This is a genomic window from Cellulomonas wangleii (assembly GCF_018388445.1).
Lineage (GTDB): Bacteria > Actinomycetota > Actinomycetes > Actinomycetales > Cellulomonadaceae > Cellulomonas > Cellulomonas wangleii.
The window spans coordinates 950,031-967,577 of record NZ_CP074405.1 but is presented as its reverse complement, the minus strand read 5'-3'; the positions used below and the strand labels follow the sequence as shown (position 1 = coordinate 967,577).

At 74.6% G+C, this 17,547-nt stretch carries 12 protein-coding genes; 6 read left to right on the top strand and 6 right to left on the bottom strand.

Translation table 11 applies throughout. The features are described 5' to 3' along the window. The first annotated feature begins 4 nt into the window (after window positions 1–4). On the top strand, window positions 5–1,243 hold the full coding sequence (locus tag KG103_RS04610) for a hypothetical protein (RefSeq protein WP_207342302.1): 1,239 nt from the start codon (window positions 5–7) through the stop codon (window positions 1,241–1,243). Next, the gene (locus KG103_RS04605; protein WP_207342303.1) at window positions 1,240–1,947 is read left to right on the top strand and encodes an acyltransferase; all 708 of its coding nucleotides are present in this window, start codon (window positions 1,240–1,242) and stop codon (window positions 1,945–1,947) included. The genes KG103_RS04610 and KG103_RS04605 overlap by 4 nt, the downstream gene beginning before the upstream one ends. Before the next feature lie 79 nt (window positions 1,948–2,026). Here the strand turns inward: KG103_RS04605 and KG103_RS04600 are convergent, their stop codons facing one another. The 6 genes from KG103_RS04600 to glmU form a co-directional block, all read right to left on the bottom strand. Further along, window positions 2,027–4,165, bottom strand: coding sequence for an endo-1,3-alpha-glucanase family glycosylhydrolase (locus tag KG103_RS04600; protein ID WP_207342304.1), 2,139 nt, complete (start codon window positions 4,163–4,165; stop codon window positions 2,027–2,029). Window positions 4,166–4,366: 201 nt separating this feature from the next. Next, the gene (locus tag KG103_RS04595) at window positions 4,367–5,893 is read right to left on the bottom strand and encodes a sugar transferase (protein ID WP_207342305.1); all 1,527 of its coding nucleotides are present in this window, start codon (window positions 5,891–5,893) and stop codon (window positions 4,367–4,369) included. Between the two features lie 170 nt (window positions 5,894–6,063). Beyond that, complete coding sequence (pth, locus tag KG103_RS04590) at window positions 6,064–6,684, bottom strand: aminoacyl-tRNA hydrolase (protein ID WP_207342306.1); 621 nt, start codon at window positions 6,682–6,684, stop codon at window positions 6,064–6,066. Window positions 6,685–6,773: 89 nt separating this feature from the next. Next, the gene (locus KG103_RS04585) at window positions 6,774–7,397 is read right to left on the bottom strand and encodes a 50S ribosomal protein L25/general stress protein Ctc (protein ID WP_207342307.1); all 624 of its coding nucleotides are present in this window, start codon (window positions 7,395–7,397) and stop codon (window positions 6,774–6,776) included. 283 nt (window positions 7,398–7,680) lie between these two features. Next, complete coding sequence (locus tag KG103_RS04580) at window positions 7,681–8,664, bottom strand: ribose-phosphate diphosphokinase (RefSeq protein WP_207342308.1); 984 nt, start codon at window positions 8,662–8,664, stop codon at window positions 7,681–7,683. Continuing rightward, window positions 8,661–10,331 (bottom strand): bifunctional UDP-N-acetylglucosamine diphosphorylase/glucosamine-1-phosphate N-acetyltransferase GlmU, encoded by a 1,671-nt coding sequence (glmU, locus tag KG103_RS04575; protein WP_207342309.1) that lies wholly within the window; start codon window positions 10,329–10,331, stop codon window positions 8,661–8,663. Before glmU ends, KG103_RS04580 begins: the two co-directional genes overlap by 4 nt. A 245-nt stretch (window positions 10,332–10,576) precedes the next feature. Here glmU and KG103_RS04570 point away from each other — a divergent pair, with 245 nt between their 5' ends. The 4 genes from KG103_RS04570 (at window position 10,577) to KG103_RS04555 (ending at window position 17,489) form a co-directional block, all read left to right on the top strand. Continuing rightward, the gene (locus KG103_RS04570; protein ID WP_207342310.1) at window positions 10,577–11,203 is read left to right on the top strand and encodes a TIGR00645 family protein; all 627 of its coding nucleotides are present in this window, start codon (window positions 10,577–10,579) and stop codon (window positions 11,201–11,203) included. Window positions 11,204–11,285: 82 nt separating this feature from the next. After that, a complete protein-coding gene (locus tag KG103_RS04565) occupies window positions 11,286–12,527 on the top strand; it encodes an MFS transporter (protein ID WP_207342311.1) in 1,242 nt (413 codons plus the stop codon). 161 nt (window positions 12,528–12,688) lie between these two features. After that, a complete protein-coding gene (locus KG103_RS04560) occupies window positions 12,689–14,317 on the top strand; it encodes a hypothetical protein (protein WP_207342312.1) in 1,629 nt (542 codons plus the stop codon). Between the two features lie 214 nt (window positions 14,318–14,531). Further along, window positions 14,532–17,489, top strand: a complete 2,958-nt coding sequence (locus tag KG103_RS04555) for a glycoside hydrolase family 2 TIM barrel-domain containing protein (RefSeq protein ID WP_207342313.1) — start codon at window positions 14,532–14,534, stop codon at window positions 17,487–17,489. Window positions 17,490–17,547: the final 58 nt, after the last annotated feature.

Genomic DNA, 17,547 nt, shown 5'->3' with positions numbered 1-17,547 from the left:
TGGCGTGCGCCAGACCGCCGGGTTCGCGCTCGGCATGGTGGTCCTCGCCGTGGCGTCCCTGCTGCTGGTGCCGGCCCTGATCGCCGCGGGCGGACCCCGCGCCTGGGGCGCCGTGGCCGTGGGCCAGTCGGTCGGCACCGTCGCCGCCGTGCTGATCGGGCTGGGGTGGGGCGTGTCGGGCCCCGCGGCCGTGGCGCGTGCCGGCACCGCCGCGCGCCGGCGGGAGTTCCTCGACGCGGTGCTCGCCCGCAGCCTCGTCGCGGTGCCCGTCATCGTCGTGGCGGCCGGGCTGGCGGCGGTCCTCGCGCCCGCGCACCGCCCCCTCGCCGCCCTCGCGGCCGTGGCGCTGTCGCTGGTAGGGCTGTCCGCCAACTGGTACTTCGTCGGGACCGCCGCACCGTGGGCGCTGCTGCTGACCGAGACCGTGCCGCGCGCGGCGGGCTCGCTGGTCGGCGTGGTCCTGCTGCACGGCGGGGCACCGCCCGCGGTCGGCATCGGCGCGCAGGCCGGCGGGATCCTCGTCGGCGTGCTCACCTCGACGCTCTACGTCACCGTGCGCACACGGTCCGCCGGGCCGACGCCGCCGCGGCGCCCGGTCCGCCGGGTGGTCGCCGGTCAGCGGCACGGCGTCGCGACCACCGTCCTCAGCGCGGCGTACGGCGCGGCCCCGGTGCTGCTGGTCAGCCTCGTCAGCCCGGCGGCGCTGCCGGTCTACGCGCTCGTCGACAAGCTGCAGCGCCAGGTGTACGTCGCCGCGACGCCCGTGATCGTCGTGCTGCAGGGGTGGGTGGCCCGCGCGTCCGGCCGCGCGGTGCGCACGCGGATCCGACGCTCCCACGTGCTCGTGCTGGCGGCCACGACGACCGGCGGCGCACTGGTGACCCTGCTGCACGAGCAGGTGTTCGGCTGGTTCGGCGCGGGCGAGGTCGAGGTCCCGGTCGAGGTGGTGGCGCTCGGCGCCCTGTGGCTCCTGCTCAACCTGCAGGAGTCCGTCGCCGCACGGGTGGCCCTCGTCCCGCTCGGGCGCATCGACCTCGTCGCGCGGGCCACCGCGATCGGGACGGCCGTCGGGCTCACGGCCGTCGCGGTCCTGGCCCTCGTCTGGGGTGCGGTCGGTGCGCTCGTCGGCATCTGCCTGGGGCTCGTCCTGCGCCTCGCCCTCTGCCTGCACGGGGCCCGCGCGGGCGCCGCACCCTCGGACCGGCCCGCGCCGGTCGCCGTCCACCAGGAGGTCACCACATGAGCCGGCTCCTGCACCTCGCCCGGGCTGTCGTGTGGCTGGCGCCCGCGGGCCGTGCCAAGAACGGCCTGCTGCGCACCCTGGGGCACCGGGTCCACCCGGACGCCGTCGCCCGCGCGAGCCTGGTGTGGAAGGTCGACGCGCTGACGCTCGGCGCCGGTGCCCGCCTGGGTCGCCACAACCTGCTGCGCGACCTGCGCGAGGTCGTGGTCGAGGAGGGCGCGTCGATCGGCCGGATGAACGTCATCACGGCGCACCCGGCGTTCGCGCGGAACCCGGGCAGCGGGCGGCTGCACGTGGCCCCCCACGGCAAGATCACCAGCCGCCACAGCATCGACTGCTCCGCCGCGGTGACCATCGGGGCCTACTCCTCGATCGCGGGACGGTCCTCCACGCTCATGACCCACTCCGTGGACCTCGCGATCGACGCGCAGCGCGCGCTGCCGATCACGATCGGCGAGCGGTCGTTCGTCGGGACGCACGCGGTGGTGCTGGGCGGTGCGTCCCTGCCCGCGCGCTCGGTGCTCGGCGCGGGCGGCCTGCTGCTGCCCGGTCTGCCGGACGACAAGCCGGGCGGCCTCTTCGCCGGCGTCCCGGCGCGGCGCCGCGCCGACGTGACCGGCCGCTGGTTCGAGCGCACCGGCACGCACACCCGGCGGATCGTGCGGGTGGACGAGCGGGGCGACGAGACGGTCGAGGAGTTCTGACGCGGCGGTCCGCGCGTCCCGGGACGCGCGGACCGCCGTGCGTCACCGCCGGACCGGACAGCCGGGGCGCTCGGTCGCGTCAGCCACGGCTCGAGGCCGCGACGTACTGCAGATCCTGCACGAGCGGTGACGAGACCACCGTGAACGGCGACGTGACCCGCGCGATGGTGGCTCCGCTGCGCGTCGCGGAGGCCGACACGGACCCGAGCGCGAGCGGGAAGGTGCGGGCGTCGACCCCGGCGGGTGCGGTGTACGTGTGCGTCGCGCTGCCGATCCGCACGGTCACGGCCGCCGGCGCCGTGAGGAACGTCTGGACCTCCACGGTGTCGCGCGGCTTGGTCGACGTGGTGCCGCCGGACATGAGCTCCATGAGGTCGTGGCTCAGCTGCGGCTTCGCGTCGACGGGCTGCATGCGGTGGGTGAGATACACCGCGTCCCCCGTGACCGCCGGAGCGCGACCCTGCTTGAACTGGGTTCCGTAGTACCCGCTCACGTCCAGGAAGACGTTGCCGTGGTGCACCGAGGGCGCGAACACCGTGTTCTCGCTGTAGTCGTTCCACGCGACGAGCTGCACCATGTCCGCGCCGTCCTCGATGGCCCGCTGCCAGCTGGCACGCAGCGTCTCGAGGTTCGCCGCCTCCTGGAACACCCCCTGCATGGGCCGCGAGTCCTGCACGGAGATCGGCGCGAGCCACTGGTCGCCCAGCGCATGGGCCTGCGCGGCGAAGTTGCGCCCGGCCAGGATGTTGCCGGGGTTGCGGGTGCCCCAGACGCCCTGCGCGTAGGTGATCGGCGCGAACGCCTCCATGTTGTCCACGGCGTTGAGGAACGTCGGCATGAACGCCGCGTCCACCCCGTGGTCGGTGCGCAGCTTCGTGAGCACCTCGCGCCACCAGTCGGCCGACTTCGCCTCCGCCTTGAACGCGGAGATCACGGGACGACCGTCGGGCAGGCGGTACGCCGCCGGCTTGGCGACGTACTCGGCGAACTTGGCGGTGATGAGGTCGATGTCGGCCTTGCCGGCGGACGTCGTCATGTCGAGCTGCGGGATGACCACGAACCCGCGACCGTCGGCGTGGGCGGCGTCGGCCATGCGCACGGCCCGCTCCCAGTGGAAGTTCTCCAGGTTGAGCAGGTCGACGATGAACCCGTCGATGCCGGCGTCGGCCGCCTGGTCGATCTCGGTGCGGGCGTCCTTCATCTTCCAGTCACCGGACAGCGGTGACCGCTCGACGGGCCGGTCGCGCAGCAGGCCGCCGTACTCGCGGTGCGCGCCGCCCTCGCCGTCGGGCGCGAGGTAGTTGCGGGCGTAGTAGTCGCGGGACGGGTCGTCGTTGTCCAGCGAGATCGGGTACGGCGTGAAGTAGTGGGCGAACACCTTCGCCTGTCCGGTGCCGGCCACCTCGTACGGCAGCCGGGTGCTCTGCGGCGGTGTGACCGGGGCGGCCGTGGGCGACGGCGCCGCGGACGCCGTGGGCGTCGGGCGCACGGTCGGGGTGGTCGTGGGGCGGGGCGTGCTGCTGGGCCGGGGCGTCGCGCTCGCGGACGGGCGGGGCGTCGCGGAGGTGCGCGTCGGCGTGGGTACGGGGGTGGCCGTGGAGCCGCCCGTCGTCCACGTGAGGACGAGCCGGGGCCCCTTGCTCCCCAGCTTGTCGAGCCGGACGCCCGAGGCCCGCACCTCGTACAGCACCTCGAACGACGTCGCGCCCCCGGCGACGATGCCGGAGGGGTCCAGGCGTGCCGACATCGTCGCCCCGGGGACGGCCGTCACAGGGGTGTTGAGCGCTGCGCCGCGGGCCGCGGGCCGGTTGGCGGACGTCACGGCCGAGGCCCGCCAGCCGGACGGCACGCTGCGCACGGCGAGACCGGGGGTCCGGGTGGCGCTGGTGCGGACCGACAGCCGCAGCTCGGCGTTCGTCACGGTGGCCCCGGCCGGCACCGCCGACGTGTCGAACGTGAGGTACGTCCGGTAGACCGACGACGTCGAGACGAGGAGGTCGTACGCCGCGTAGCTGGTGCGGGGGGACGCCGACGACGTGAACGTCGCCTGGGTCGGCGCCAGGGTGACGGAACCGGAGTCGGCAGCGGACGCGTCGTCCGCCCGCGAGAACGAGACCAGGACCACCATCGCCGCCAGCAGCATGGCCGCCCAGCGGCGGAGCGGGGAGCCGGCGACGGGGGCGGCGTGCCGCCCTGCCCGTGAACTCGTTTCACCCATACGACGACATGATGGTCCAATTCACCCGGTCGCTCCCCCTCGCGGGTGAAGTGTGACGTACGTCACGATGAACGTTCGACCGCTTTCCGCGCGCTGACCGGCACCGATCTCCGGGGGTTGCCCGTCGACCCGCCGTCCGGCATCTGGACAGACGACCGCACCGGCACCCTCGTCCCCGAGTGCCGGTGCGGTGGGGCGCCGTCAGTACGCGCCGGAGCTGCGCAGGACCGCCCGGGCGGTCTTCCACAGGATCATGAGGTCCATGGCGACCGACCAGTTGTCGACGTAGCGCAGGTCCAGCCGCACGGACTCGTCCCAGTCCAGGTCGGAGCGCCCGCTCACCTGCCAGAGCCCGGTCAGCCCGGGCTTGACGTGCAGCCGGCGGTGGACCTGGTCCTGGTAGGCCTGCACCTCGTGCTCGAGCGGCGGGCGCGGGCCGACCATCGACATGTCGCCGCACACGACGTTCCAGAGCTGGGGCAGCTCGTCCAGGGAGTACCGGCGCAGCCAGCGGCCCACCGGTGTCACCCGCGGGTCGTGCCGCATCTTGAAGAGCACGCCCGCGCCCTCGTTGCGCGAGCGCAGCTCACCCAGGCGGGCGTCGGCGTCGACGTACATCGTCCGCAGCTTCCACATGGTGAAGTGGCGCCCGTCGATCCCCACGCGTGTCTGGTGGAAGAACGCGGGCCCCGGGGAGGTGAGCCGCACGACCGCCGCCGCCACCAGGACGACCGGGAGCGCGACCAGGCCTGCGAGCAGCGCCAGCGTGACGTCCAGCACGGTCTTGGCGACCGTCCGCCTGCGGGGCGCCCCGACCTCCACCTCGAGCAGCGAGAGCCCCGCCGTCGCACGGACCGCGAGCCGCGGGCCGGCGACCTCGACGAGGTCCGGCACCACGACGAGGTGGGCCCCGGCACGACCGAGCGCCCAGCTCAGCCGACGCAGCGCCTCGCCCCGCAGGTGACCGGCGCCCACCACGACGACGTCCGCGGCGTGGTCCACCACGACCTGCACGACGTCGGCCGTGGCGCCGAGCACCGGGACGTCGGCGGCCGGGGCGGAGTCGAGGTCGGACACGCAGACCCCGATCACCTCGTAGCCGTGGTGCGGGGCGGCGTGCAGGTCGGCCGCGACGCGCCGCGCCGTCGCGACGTCCCCGATGACGACCGTGCGCATCATCGCCTGACCCGCGAACCGCCACCGGTGCACCCGCCGCCGGCCCGCGTGCCTCACGACCGCGACCACGCCGACGGTCAGCGGGACACCCAGCAGGACGGTCTCGCGCGGCACGGGGAGGTCCAGCAGCCACGACAGCGCCACGAGGGTGGCCGCGACACCGGCACCCGCACGCAGCACGGCCTGGAACTCGGTGGGTCCGTCCCCGACACGGTCACGGTCGTACCCGCGGAACGCGCCCACGAGGGCGACGAACAGCAGCGCCCCGAGCAGGCTGGCCAGCACCGCCCGCGGCCCGTCGGCCGACCGCGCCAGCAGGGCGTAGGCCACCCCCGCGGCGACGATGGCGTCGAGCGCGCACATGAACCGCACGTAGTGGGCACCCACCGCGCGCCAGCTCTCGGCCAGCAGGCCGCCGTCGGAGTTGACCGGCGTCACCCGCCGCTCGAACGGCTGCGCGGAGGCCCAGGACCGGCGGGGCTCGCGGGCCGTCCCGCGCCGGTCACGTTCGTCGGTGGTCCGCCACGCGTGCTCGTCAGCCGTCAGTGTCATGGCGTCCCCCGGGCTCAGCGCGTGTCTGCAGTACCCAGGAGGTTATATGCCGGGTTCGCGCTGTTACGGGTGATGCGTCCGATTTCACCCGTTTCACATGCGGTTGTCACCCACCGGCGGACGGCGGTCCGGTGAACATCCGGTGAACGCGCCCGCACCCGGCGACACCCTCAGGAGCGGGTGTGGAACCGCAGCTGGGCGGCCTCCAGACCGTCGAGGACGACAGCCTCCACGGCGTCCGCGGCGCGGTCGACCAGCCACGGCAGGTCCTTCTTCTCGGCCCCCGAGAAGTCCTTGAGCACGAAGTCGGCGGGGTCCTGCCGGCCGGGCGGGCGGCCGACGCCGACCCGCACCCGCACGTACTCCTTGGAGCCCAGCGCCTTGGTGGTGTCGCGGAGCCCGTTGTGGCCGCCCTCGCCCCCGCCACGCTTGAGACGCACGTCCGCGAACGGGATGTCGAGCTCGTCGTGCACCATGACCACCCGCTCGACGGGTACGTCGTGGTACCGCGCGAGCGCCGCCACCGGGCCGCCGGAGACGTTCATGTAGGTCGTGGGCTTGGCCAGCACCACCCGGGGCCCCGGGGCCCCACCCGGCAGCGTGCCCAGGCGGACGTCCGCCGTCACGGCCTGCGGCCGGCGGCCGAGCAGACCGGCGCTGCGGGACCCGAACGACGCACCCGTGCGCCGCGCGAGCTCGTCCAGCACCATCTGGCCGACGTTGTGCCGGTTGCCGGCGTACTGCGGGCCGGGGTTGCCGAGGCCGACGACGAGCCAGGGTCCGTCGCTCACGGGGAGGTCTCCTCCGGGGTCGGGGGTGCGGGGGCACGGCGACGCCCGGCACCGTGGACGGTACCGGGCGTCGCGGGGAGCGTGGTCGCTCAGCCCTCGTTGTCGGCGGCCGAGGCGGCCGACTGCTGCGCGGCGAGGTCGGCGACGGCCGCGTCGGCGGCGACGTCGGCGGCGGACGCCTGCGGGGTGCTGATGGTGACGACCGTGATCTCGGGGTCGGTGACGAGCGTGGCACCCTCGGGCAGGACGACGTCGCCCGCGGTGACCGTGGCGCCGTCGGCGAGGCCCTCGATGGAGACCTCGATGCCCTGCGGCAGGTGCGTGGCCTCGGCCTCGAGCGACAGGTTCTGCGTCTCGACGACGTGGATGGTGCCGGGGGCCGACTCGCCGACCACGTGGACCGGGACGTCGACGGCGACCTTCTCGCCCTTCTTCACGATGAGGAGGTCGACGTGCTCGATGACCTGGCGCACGACGTCCCGCTGGACGTCCTTGACGATCGCGAGCGTGGTCTTGCCGTCGAGCTCGATCGAGTACAGGGCGTTCGAGTGCTTGAGCGCGAGCATCGTGTCGTGGCCCGGCAGGGCGACGTGCATCGGCTGCGTGCCGTGGCCGTAGAGCACCGCGGGGACCTGGTTGGCGCGGCGCAGACGGCGCGCGGCGCCCTTGCCGAACTCGGTGCGGGGGGTGGCGGCGAGCTTGATCTCGGACACGTGTGCTCCTCAGCGTGGGGTGGCGCCGCGGTGGTGCGCGGGCGCGGGTCTTCGTGGTTCGGCCCCGGGGGGAAGCCCCTCGGGTGGTTCGGGCGCGGGGCCCGGTGGCCTCGACGCGGGACGCAGGACGGGCACGCGGAGGCGACCACCCAGTCGATCACGGAGCCGGATGGGCCCGCGGGGATGGTGCTTCCCGCTCGACCGTCCGTCGTCCCTCGCCGAGGCAACCTGACGATCCTACCGGACGACCGTGCGTGCCGGTCGACCGTCGGCGCCGGACGTCTCAGGCGTTGCCGTCGAACAGCGACGTCACCGAGCCGTCGTCGAACACCTCACGGATCGCGCGGGCGAGCAGCGGGGCGATCGACAGCACGGTGAGCTGCGGGAACCGGCGCTCCTCGGCGACGGGCAGCGTGTCCGTGATGATGACCTCACGGGCACCGCACCGCTGGAGCCGCTCGACCGCGGGGTCGGACAGCACGCCGTGCGTCGCCGCGACGATGACGTCCTTGGCGCCGGCCTCGAGGACGACCCGCACGGCGCCGGCGATCGTGCCGGCGGTGTCGATGAGGTCGTCGACGATGACGCAGCTCTTGCCCTCGACGTCACCGACGACACGGTTGGCGACGGCCTTGTTGGGGCTGCGGATGTCGCGCGTCTTGTGGACGAAGGCCAGCGGTCCGCCACCGAGCTTCGCCGCCCACTGCTCGGCGACGCGGATGCGGCCGGCGTCGGGCGACACGACCGTGACGTTCGACGTGTCGACGCGCGTGCGCACGTACTCGACGAGGATCGGCTGGGCCCACAGGTGGTCGACCGGGCCGTCGAAGAAGCCCTGCGTCTGCGCCGCGTGCAGGTCGACGCTCATGATGCGGTCGGCCCCGGCCGTGCGGAACAGGTCGGCCATGAGGCGGGCCGAGATCGGCTCGCGCCCGCGGTGCTTCTTGTCCTGACGGGCGTACGGGTAGAACGGCGCGATGACGGTGATGGTCTTGGCCGACGCGCGCTTCATCGCGTCGATCATGAGCAGCTGCTCCATGACCCACTGGTTGATGGGCGAGCAGTGCGACTGCAGGATGAACGCGTCCGCGCCGCGCACGGACTCGCCGAACCGCACGTAGATCTCACCGTTGGCGAAGTCGTACGCGGTGGTCGGCAGCAGCTCGATCCCCAGCGCGTCCGCCACGTCCTGCGCGAGCTCGGGGTGGGCCCGGCCGGAGGCCAGGACCAGTCGCTTCTCCCCGTCGTGGCTGATGATGCCGGTCATCGCTGCTGCCCGTCCTCGGTCGTGGTGCTGCCCGCGGGGGTGTCCGCGGGGTCGTCGAGCTGCGCCGGCTGGCCGGGCAGATGAGGCGGCGGCGTCACGGGGATCGACGCGGTGGCCGCGCGTTCCAGCTCCGCGCGCGCCTGGGGCGAGAGCCCGGCGACGTCGCGCGTGCCGCGGGCCCGCGCGGCGGCCTCGGCGGCGGGCGTGCCGGCGCGCGAGCGGGCGACCCAGCCCTCGATGTTGCGCTGGGAGCCGGCGCTGACGGCCAGCGCGCCGGGCGGCACGTCGCGGCGCACCACGGTGCCCGCGCCGGTGTACGCGCCGTCGCCGACGACGACGGGCGCGACGAACATGTTGTCCGAGCCGGTGCGCGCGAACGAGCCGATGACGGTCCGGTGCTTGTTGACGCCGTCGTAGTTGACGGTGACGGACGCGGCGCCGATGTTCGAGTGCTCACCGATCGTCGCGTCGCCCACGTAGGACAGGTGCGGGATCTTGGACCCCGTGCCGATCTGCGCGTTCTTCGTCTCGACGAACGTGCCGATCTTGCCCTCGGCGCCCAGCTCGGTGCCCGGGCGCAGGTAGGCGAACGGGCCGACGGTCGCGCCCTCGCCGATCACGGACAGGGACCCGTGCGTGCGCACCACCGTCGCGCGGGGTCCGACCTCGCAGTCGGTCAGCGTGGTGTCGGGCCCGACGGTGGCGCCCTCGCCGACCGTCGTCGCGCCGTGCAGCTGGGTGCCCGGCAGCAGCGTGACGTCCCGCGCGAGGTCGACGTCGACGTCGACCCACGTCGTCATCGGGTCGACGACCGTGACACCCTCGCGCATCCAGTCCTCGAGGATGCGGCGGTTGAGCTCGGCCCGCAGGGCGGCGAGCTGCACGCGGTCGTTGACGCCCTCGACGCTCAGCGGGTCGTCGGTGCGCAGCGCGCGCACGTGGCCGCCGGCGGCCCGCGCGATCGCGAGCACGTCCGTCAGGTACACCTCGCCCTGGGCGTTGTCCCGTCCCAGGCGGGCCAGCGCGGAGCGCAGCACCGCGGCGTCGAACACGTAGACCGACGTGTTGATCTCGGTGATCGCCCGCTGGGCGTCGTCCGCGTCCTTCTCCTCGACGATCCCCAGCACGTCGCCCGTGCCCGGCTCGCGCAGGATCCGTCCGTAGCCCGTCGGGTCCGGGACCTCGGTGGTGAGCACGGTCACCGCGTTGTCGTCGGCGGCGTGCGCGGCGAGCAGCTCGCGCAGCGTGCCGGCGTCCAGCAGCGGCACGTCCCCGGCGATCACGACGACGGCGCCGGTGAGCACGGTGTCGGCGGCGGCGCCACCGATGTCGTGACCCGCCGCGGCAGCGGCGGCCGCGGCGGCCTGCGCGGCGGCGTCGAGCGCGGTCATGGCGACCTGGACGGCGCGGCCGGTGCCGGGGATGTCGTCCTGGTCGACGAGCAGCGCGTCGGGGTCCACGTCGAGGACGTGCGCGGCGACGCGCTCGCGCTCGTGCCGGACGACGACGGCCACCCGGTCGGGCTCGAGGGCCCGCGCCGCGGCGAGCGCGTGGCCGACCATGCTCCGACCTGCGATGGGGTGCAGCACCTTCGGCGTCGAGGAGCGCATGCGGGTGCCCTCACCCGCTGCGAGGACGACGACGGCGGCTGGACGGGGGACGGTCACCAGTGGGTGCTCCTCGCGGGTCTGCCCGGGTGGGCGGGAACGTCTGCCGTGACAGGACTCTACCGCCGACCCACCGGCGCCCGGCACGGTCCGGGGTCCCCCCCCCGGGGCCGTCGCGGGCCCACCACCTGCGACGTCCGGCCACCCCGTGTGGGAGAGGTCACCCGGTCGCGCGGGAACGGGGTGCCACGCCCACGCGTTCAGTGCGCGCCGGGACCCCGGCCCCCGTACCGACAAGGAGCACCGTGACGTCGTCGCAGCCGGCCGTCGAGACCGTCCCGCCCACCGACCCCACCCAGCCCGTCGAGGTGGTCGAGCCGACCCGGCCGTACGCGCGGTCGGTCTCGTCGCTGATCTTCTTCTCGCGCTGGCTGCAGCTGCCGCTGTACCTCGGGCTGATCGCGGCGCAGGTCGTGTACGTGTGGCAGTTCCTCAAGGAGCTGTGGCACCTCGTCGACTTCGCGGTCTTCGGTCACAAGATCGAGGCGATGGCGGACTTCGGCACCGAGGCCACGACGATGCTCATCGTCCTGGGGCTGGTCGACGTCGTGATGATCTCGAACCTGCTGATCATGGTGATCATCGGCGGGTACGAGACGTTCGTGTCCCGCATGCGCCTCGACGGGCACCCGGACCAGCCGGAGTGGCTCAGCCACGTCAACGCCAACGTGCTGAAGACGAAGCTCGCCATGTCGATCATCGGCATCTCCTCGATCCACCTGCTGCGCACGTTCATCGAGTCGTCGGTGGGGCACGTGACGGGCGAGACGATGATGTGGCAGACCCTCATCCACCTCGCGTTCGTCGCCTCCGCGCTCGCGCTCGCGTGGATCGACCGGATGTCGCAGGGCACGACGCGCCCCGCACACTGACCCCGCACGGCGCGGGGCCCGGCCCCGGGGCGCGTGCCACAGTGACCGCGCCCCGCCCGCCCCGCGCCACCGAGGACGCCCCTTGTCGACGACGACGCCCAGCTACACGACCACCCGCCACTCCGCGCACGTCGCGTACGTGGTGCAGGCCGTCGTCAACAACCTCGCGCCGCTGCTGTTCGTCGTCTTCCACACCGCGCTCGACGTGCCGGTCGCGCAGCTCGGGGCGCTCGCGGCCCTGAACTTCGGTGTGCAGCTGCTGACGGACCTCGTCGCGGTGCGGGTCGTCGACCGCATCGGGTACCGCCGTCCGATGGTCGCCGCGCACGCGCTGGCGGCGCTCGGGCTCGTCCTGCTCGCGGTGCTGCCGTTCGTGCTGCCCGCGCCGTTCGTGGGGCTGTGCGTCGCGGTCGTCGTCTACGGGATCGGCGGCGGACTGCTCGAGGTGCTGGTGTCGCCGGTGGTCGAGCACCTGCCGCAGCCGGAGGAGGCCAAGGCCGCGGGCATGGCGTTCGCGCACTCCTTCTACTGCTGGGGGCAGCTCGCCGTCGTCGTGCTGAGCACGGCGCTGCTCGCCGTCGTCGGCTCGGACCTGTGGCCGCTGCTGCCCGTGCTGTGGGCCGTGGTGCCGCTGGTCAACCTGGTCGTGCTGCTGCGGGTGCCCATGCCGCCGACCGTGCCCGACGAGCACCGCACGAGCCTGCGCTCGCTGTTCGGCACGCCGCTGTTCCTCGCGGCCCTCGTGCTCATGGCCACGGGCGGCGCCGCCGAGCTGACCATGGCGCAGTGGTCGTCGTTCTTCGCCGAGCAGGGCACCGGGGTGCCCAAGGAGGTCGGGGACCTGCTGGGGCCCGGCCTGTTCGCGCTGCTCATGGGTCTGGGTCGCGTCGCGTACGGGCTGTGGGGGCAGGGCGTGCCGCTGCGTCCGCTGCTGGCGGCGTCGGGCGTCGCGACGGCGGTCTGCTACGTGGTCGCGGCCACCGCCGCCGTGCCGGTCGTGAGCCTGGTGGCGTGCGCCCTGTGCGGGCTGACCACGGCCCTGCTGTGGCCGGGCACGTTCTCGCTGACGTCCGCCCGGTTCCCGCTCGGGGGCGCCGCGATGTTCGCGGTGCTCGCGCTCGCCGGGGACGCCGGCGGCACGTTCGGCCCGCTGGGCGTCGGGCTGTTCGCGGACCTCGCCGCCGGGCCCCTGGCGGGGATCGCCGCGGCGCTGCCGCCGGACACGGGCACGGGCCTGCGGGTCGGCATGCTGCTGAGCGCGGCGGTGCCGGCGGTGTTCGCCCTGACGGTCCTCGCCTCGGGGCGCGAGCGCACCGCGGCCTGATCCCGACCGGCTCGTCCGGAATGCTTGACCCTGGGCGAAGCGCCTGGTTACGGTCGTGCTAAATCGGTTCAGCACGCTGAACCGGTGCACGGGGGGCCGCGCAGCCGACGAGGGCTGCCGCCGGGGGCGGTCGCCTCGACCAGGTCGAAGGAGACACCGGTATGAGGAGACCTCTGCGCACGGGCACGGCGCGCGCCAGGACCCGGGCCGCGGCTGCGGCCGCCGTGGCGGCGCTCGTCGCGGCCACCGTCGCCGTGGCGGCGCCCGCGAGCGCCGTCCCCGCCACCCCCGCCGCGCCCGGGGCCGGCGTCCTGTCCGTCACACCCGTCACCGAGGTCGGGTCCTACGGGCAGCAGGTCACGCACGTGGTGGTCGAGTACGGCGACGCGGTCGACGCCGCGCGCCTGACCCCCGGGGACTTCGCGGTCGCGGACTCGGTGTACAACTTCCGGTTCCACGGCGTCGAGCGCCTGCCGGAGCTCGTGGACCGGCCGGTCGCCGACGTGTGGACGACGGACGACCCGGCGCGCCTGCTCGACGAGGACCGGCCGGCGGCGCCGGGCCGGTTCGTCGTGCTGGAGCTCGTGGACTCCCCCGACGGCGGCTGGACGGTCGTCGTCTCGCTGTGCCCGACATTCCTGTGCTCCGTGCGCGTCAACCCCGACCAGCTCACCCAGGTGACCCAGCTCGGCGACGTGCACGCCACCGACGGCACGCTGCTGGCCGGCGGGGACCCCGCGACGGCCCACCGGACCACGGCGGAGCCGATCGACCGCGAGGTGGACCAGTTCGTGCTGCGGACGTTCGCGTCGAGCACCGGTGACGTCGAGTACGCCTACCGCCTGCCCGACGGCTACGACCCGGCACGTGCCTACCCGCTGGTCGTCGCGCTGCCCGGTCACGGCATGGGCTTCGACGGGCAGAACCTGGGCGTGCAGCTCGCCTCCGACATGCTCACGACCGCGTGGTTCCAGGAGTCGTGGACCGGCACCGACGAGGACGTCATCGTGCTGGCGCCGCAGAACCGCCGGGTCGACAAGGTGACCGAGGGCGCCCAGGCGGTCGAGCTGGTCGAGGCGTTCCTGGCGGAGCACGCCGTGGACCGGGACCGCGTGTACGCCACGTCGGTCTCCTACGGCTCGCAGCTGCTGTGGGAGATGTTCTCCGAGCGTCCCGACCTCTTCGCCGGCGGGCTGCTGACGGGCGGGTTCCCCGCGGACGCGGACGAGCTGCCCCGCATCGCGCAGGCCGAGGTCCCGCTGTGGATCACCCACGGCACGAACGACCACCTGCTGCCGGTGGCGAACGCGCGGGCGTCGTACGACGGGCTGGTGGCCGCCCACCGTGCGCTGGGCCGCACCGAGACCCGGATCACCGAGCTGGTGCGCTGGACGGAGTACGGCGACGAGGCGTTCACGCTGCCGGACCACCACCTGGCGTCGGCGCCCACGTACGAGGACGCCACGATCCTGCAGTGGCTGCTGGCGCAGGAGAAGCGGCCGCAGGCGGCGTTCCGCCTCGAGGTGGCCACGCAGTGCCACGCCCACCGCGCGGTGCCCACGGTCACCGTCACCAACGACGGTGACCAGCGGCTGCGCGCCGCCGTGAGCGCCGGGGACTCGCGCCACACGCTGACGGTCCCCGCGGGCAAGGACCGGTTCCACCGGTTCACGCACCGCGCCGCGCAGCTGCCGGCCGGGACCGTGACGGTGACGGTGGAGACCGTGGTGGACGGGGTGGACGTCACGGACACCCGCACGGTGGCGCACGACGCGCTGACCTGCCGGTGAGGTCCGCGGTGGCGGCCCCGGGCGGGGTCGCCACCGCGCCGCCGCCGCAGGGCGGTGCCGTCGCGGTGCGGCGGCACGTCACCCGGCGGCGACACGCGCCGTTCGGGGGTCGCCACAGCCGGTCCGCGGCGCCCGTCCTTTAATCTGACCGTCGATGGAACTACCGTCGACCTCCCGCCCGGCACGGGAGGTCCGCACGTCGACGAGGACAGGCATGACGACCCATCCCACGCACGAGTCCCTGCTGCCCCCCACCGGCGTGCGCGCCCCACGGTTCGCGGCACCGACCACCGACGCCCCGCACGTCCCCCTCGACGGCGACTGGCGCTTCCGCCTGTTCCCCACGGCGGACACCGGGGTCGACCCCGGCGACCCCGGCGAGGACTGGGGCACCGTGCCCGTGCCCGGCCACTGGCAGCTGGCCGGCGCCCCCGACGCCTGGCCGCACGGCCGGCCCGCCTACACCAACGTCCTGTACCCCATCCCGGTCGACCCCCCGCGGGTCCCGCGCGACAACCCCACCGGTGAGTACCGGCGCACGGTGACCGTGCCGGACGCCTGGCGCGACGGCGGGCGGGTCGTGCTGCGCTTCGAGGGCGTCGACTCCTGGTTCGAGGTCGCCGTGAACGGGCGGGTGCTGGCGCAGTCGCACGGCTCGCGCCTGCCCACCGAGGTGGACGTGACCGACGCGGTGCACGCGGGCGAGAACCTGCTCGCCGTGCGGGTGACCCAGTGGTCGGCGCAGACCTACGTCGAGGACCAGGACCAGTGGTGGCTCTCGGGGATCTTCCGCGACGTCACGCTGCTGCACCGCCCGGACGACGGCATCGAGCACGTGACCCTGCACGCCGCGTACGACCACACCACCGGCGAGGGCGTGCTGCGGGTCGACGTCGAGCCGGCGCGTCCCGACGCGCTCGTCGAGGTGCCCGCCCTGGGGCTGCGCGCGCGTCCCGGCGAGGAGACCCGCGCCCCCGTCGAGCCCTGGAGCGCCGAGTCGCCGCGCCTGTACGACGTCGTCGTCCGCACGCCGGGCGAGACGGTGACCCTGCGCGCCGGCTTCCGGACGGTCGCCGTCGTCGACGGGGTGCTCACGCTCAACGGCGCCCCGCTCGTGCTGCGCGGGGTCAACCGGCACGAGTTCGCGCCCACCGACGGCCGCGCCGTGACGCGGGAGACCATGCTCGCCGACGTGCTGGCCATGAAGCGGCACCACGTCAACGCCGTGCGGACCAGCCACTACCCGCCGCACCCGCACTTCCTCGACCTGTGCGACGAGCACGGCCTGTACGTCGTCGACGAGAACGACCTCGAGACGCACGGGTTCGAGCTGCTCGGCTGGCGCGACAACCCCACGGACGACCCGCGCTGGGAGCCGCTGCTGGTGGACCGCGTGACGCGGATGGTGCGCCGCGACGCCCACCACCCCGCCGTCGTCATGTGGTCGCTGGGCAACGAGGCGGGGGTCGGGTGCAACGTCGCCGCCATGGCCGCGGCCGTGCGCACCCTCGACCCGACGCGCCCCGTGCACTACGAGGGCGACCGGACCTGCGAGCACGCCGACGTGTACTCGCGGATGTACCCGACCAGCCAGGAGGTCGCCCTCATCGCCCGGGGCCTGGAGGACCCCCTGCCCGACGCCGCGCTCGACACCCGGCGCCGGGCCATGCCGTTCGTGCTGTGCGAGTACGCGCACGCGATGGGCAACGGCCCCGGCGGCCTGACCGGGTACCTCGACCTCGTCGACGACCACCCGCGCCTGGCCGGTGGGTTCGTGTGGGAGTGGTTCGACCACGGCATCGCCACGCGCACCCCCGACGGCGAGCCCTACTACGGCTACGGCGGCGACTTCGGTGAGGAGCTGCACGACGGCACCTTCATCGCCGACGGACTGCTGCTGCCGGACCGCACGCCGTCGCCCGGGCTGCTCGAGCTGGCCGCCGCGTACGCACCCGTGCGGGTCCGCGCGGGTGCGCAGCCCGGGACGCTCGAGCTGCGCAACCGGTACGCGTTCACGTCGACCGCGCACGCACGCCTGGTGTGGACGCTCGTCGCGGACGGCGACGTCGTCGCCGAGGGTGAGGTCGACCGCGTCCTGGCCCCCGACGAGCGGGTCGAGGTCCGCCTCGCCGACGTGCTCGGCGACCGCCTCGACGACCTGCTGGCCGCGACCGACCCGACCACCGCCGTGTGGTGGGTCCTGCGCGCCGTCCCGCGGGACGCCGGCGCGGACGTCCCCGCCCACCTGGGCCTCGGCGCGGGCCAGGTGCTGGTGCGGCCGCCTGCCGCACCGCCGCGCGCGACGGGGTCCGTGGTGACCGTGGGCGGCGTCCGCCGCGTGGGCCCGGTCGAGCTCGACGCGACGGGCCGGCCGGTGCGCATCGGCGGGACCGCGGTGCGGCTCGCACGCGTCGACGCGTGGCGCGCCCCGACCGACAACGACCGCATCCGCTCCTGGTACGACCCGGTCGGCGACGCGGAGGCCTGGGAGCGGGCGGGCCTGTCCCGCCTGCACGAGCGTGTCGACGACGTGGCCGACGTGGCCGGTGCCGTCGTCGTGACGTCGCGGGTCGCGGGTGCCGCGACCGACTGCGGGCTGCGCGTGCGCACGACGTGGCGCACGGTGGACGAGCGCACCGCGGACCTGGTGGTCGAGCTGACGCCCGAGGGCCGCTGGCCTGGCACGGTGGCGCGGCTGGGGTGGCTGCTGGCCCTGGAGCAGCCGGACGCCGGCGACGTCCGGGTCGACTGGACCGGGCTCGGCCCGGACGAGTCGTACGCCGACTCGCGGCTGGCGGCGCTCGCCGGCCGGTGGCAGCACACGGTCGACGCGCTGCAGACGCGCTACACGCACCCGCAGGAGAACGGTGCACGCCGCGGCGTCACGCGCGCGGTGCTGCACCTGGCCGGTGGTCCGCTCACGCTCACCGCTGGCGAGGTGCGCGTCGCCGACCGCGCGGTGCCCGGGCTCGAGCTCACCGCACGTCCCTGGTCGGACCGGGCCCTGGCCGACGCCCGCCACCCGCACGAGCTGGTGCCCGACGGTGCGCTGTGGCTGCACCTGGACGCGGTGCAGCACGGCCTCGGCTCGGCGGCGTGCGGTCCCGGCGTGGAGCCGGACGCGGCGGCCCGGCCCACCACCGCGACGCTGCAGGTGCGCCTGCAGGTCTGAGGCCCGGTACGGCCGCGGGTCGACGCAGCGGGCGCACCGGCGCACACGCGCCGGTGCG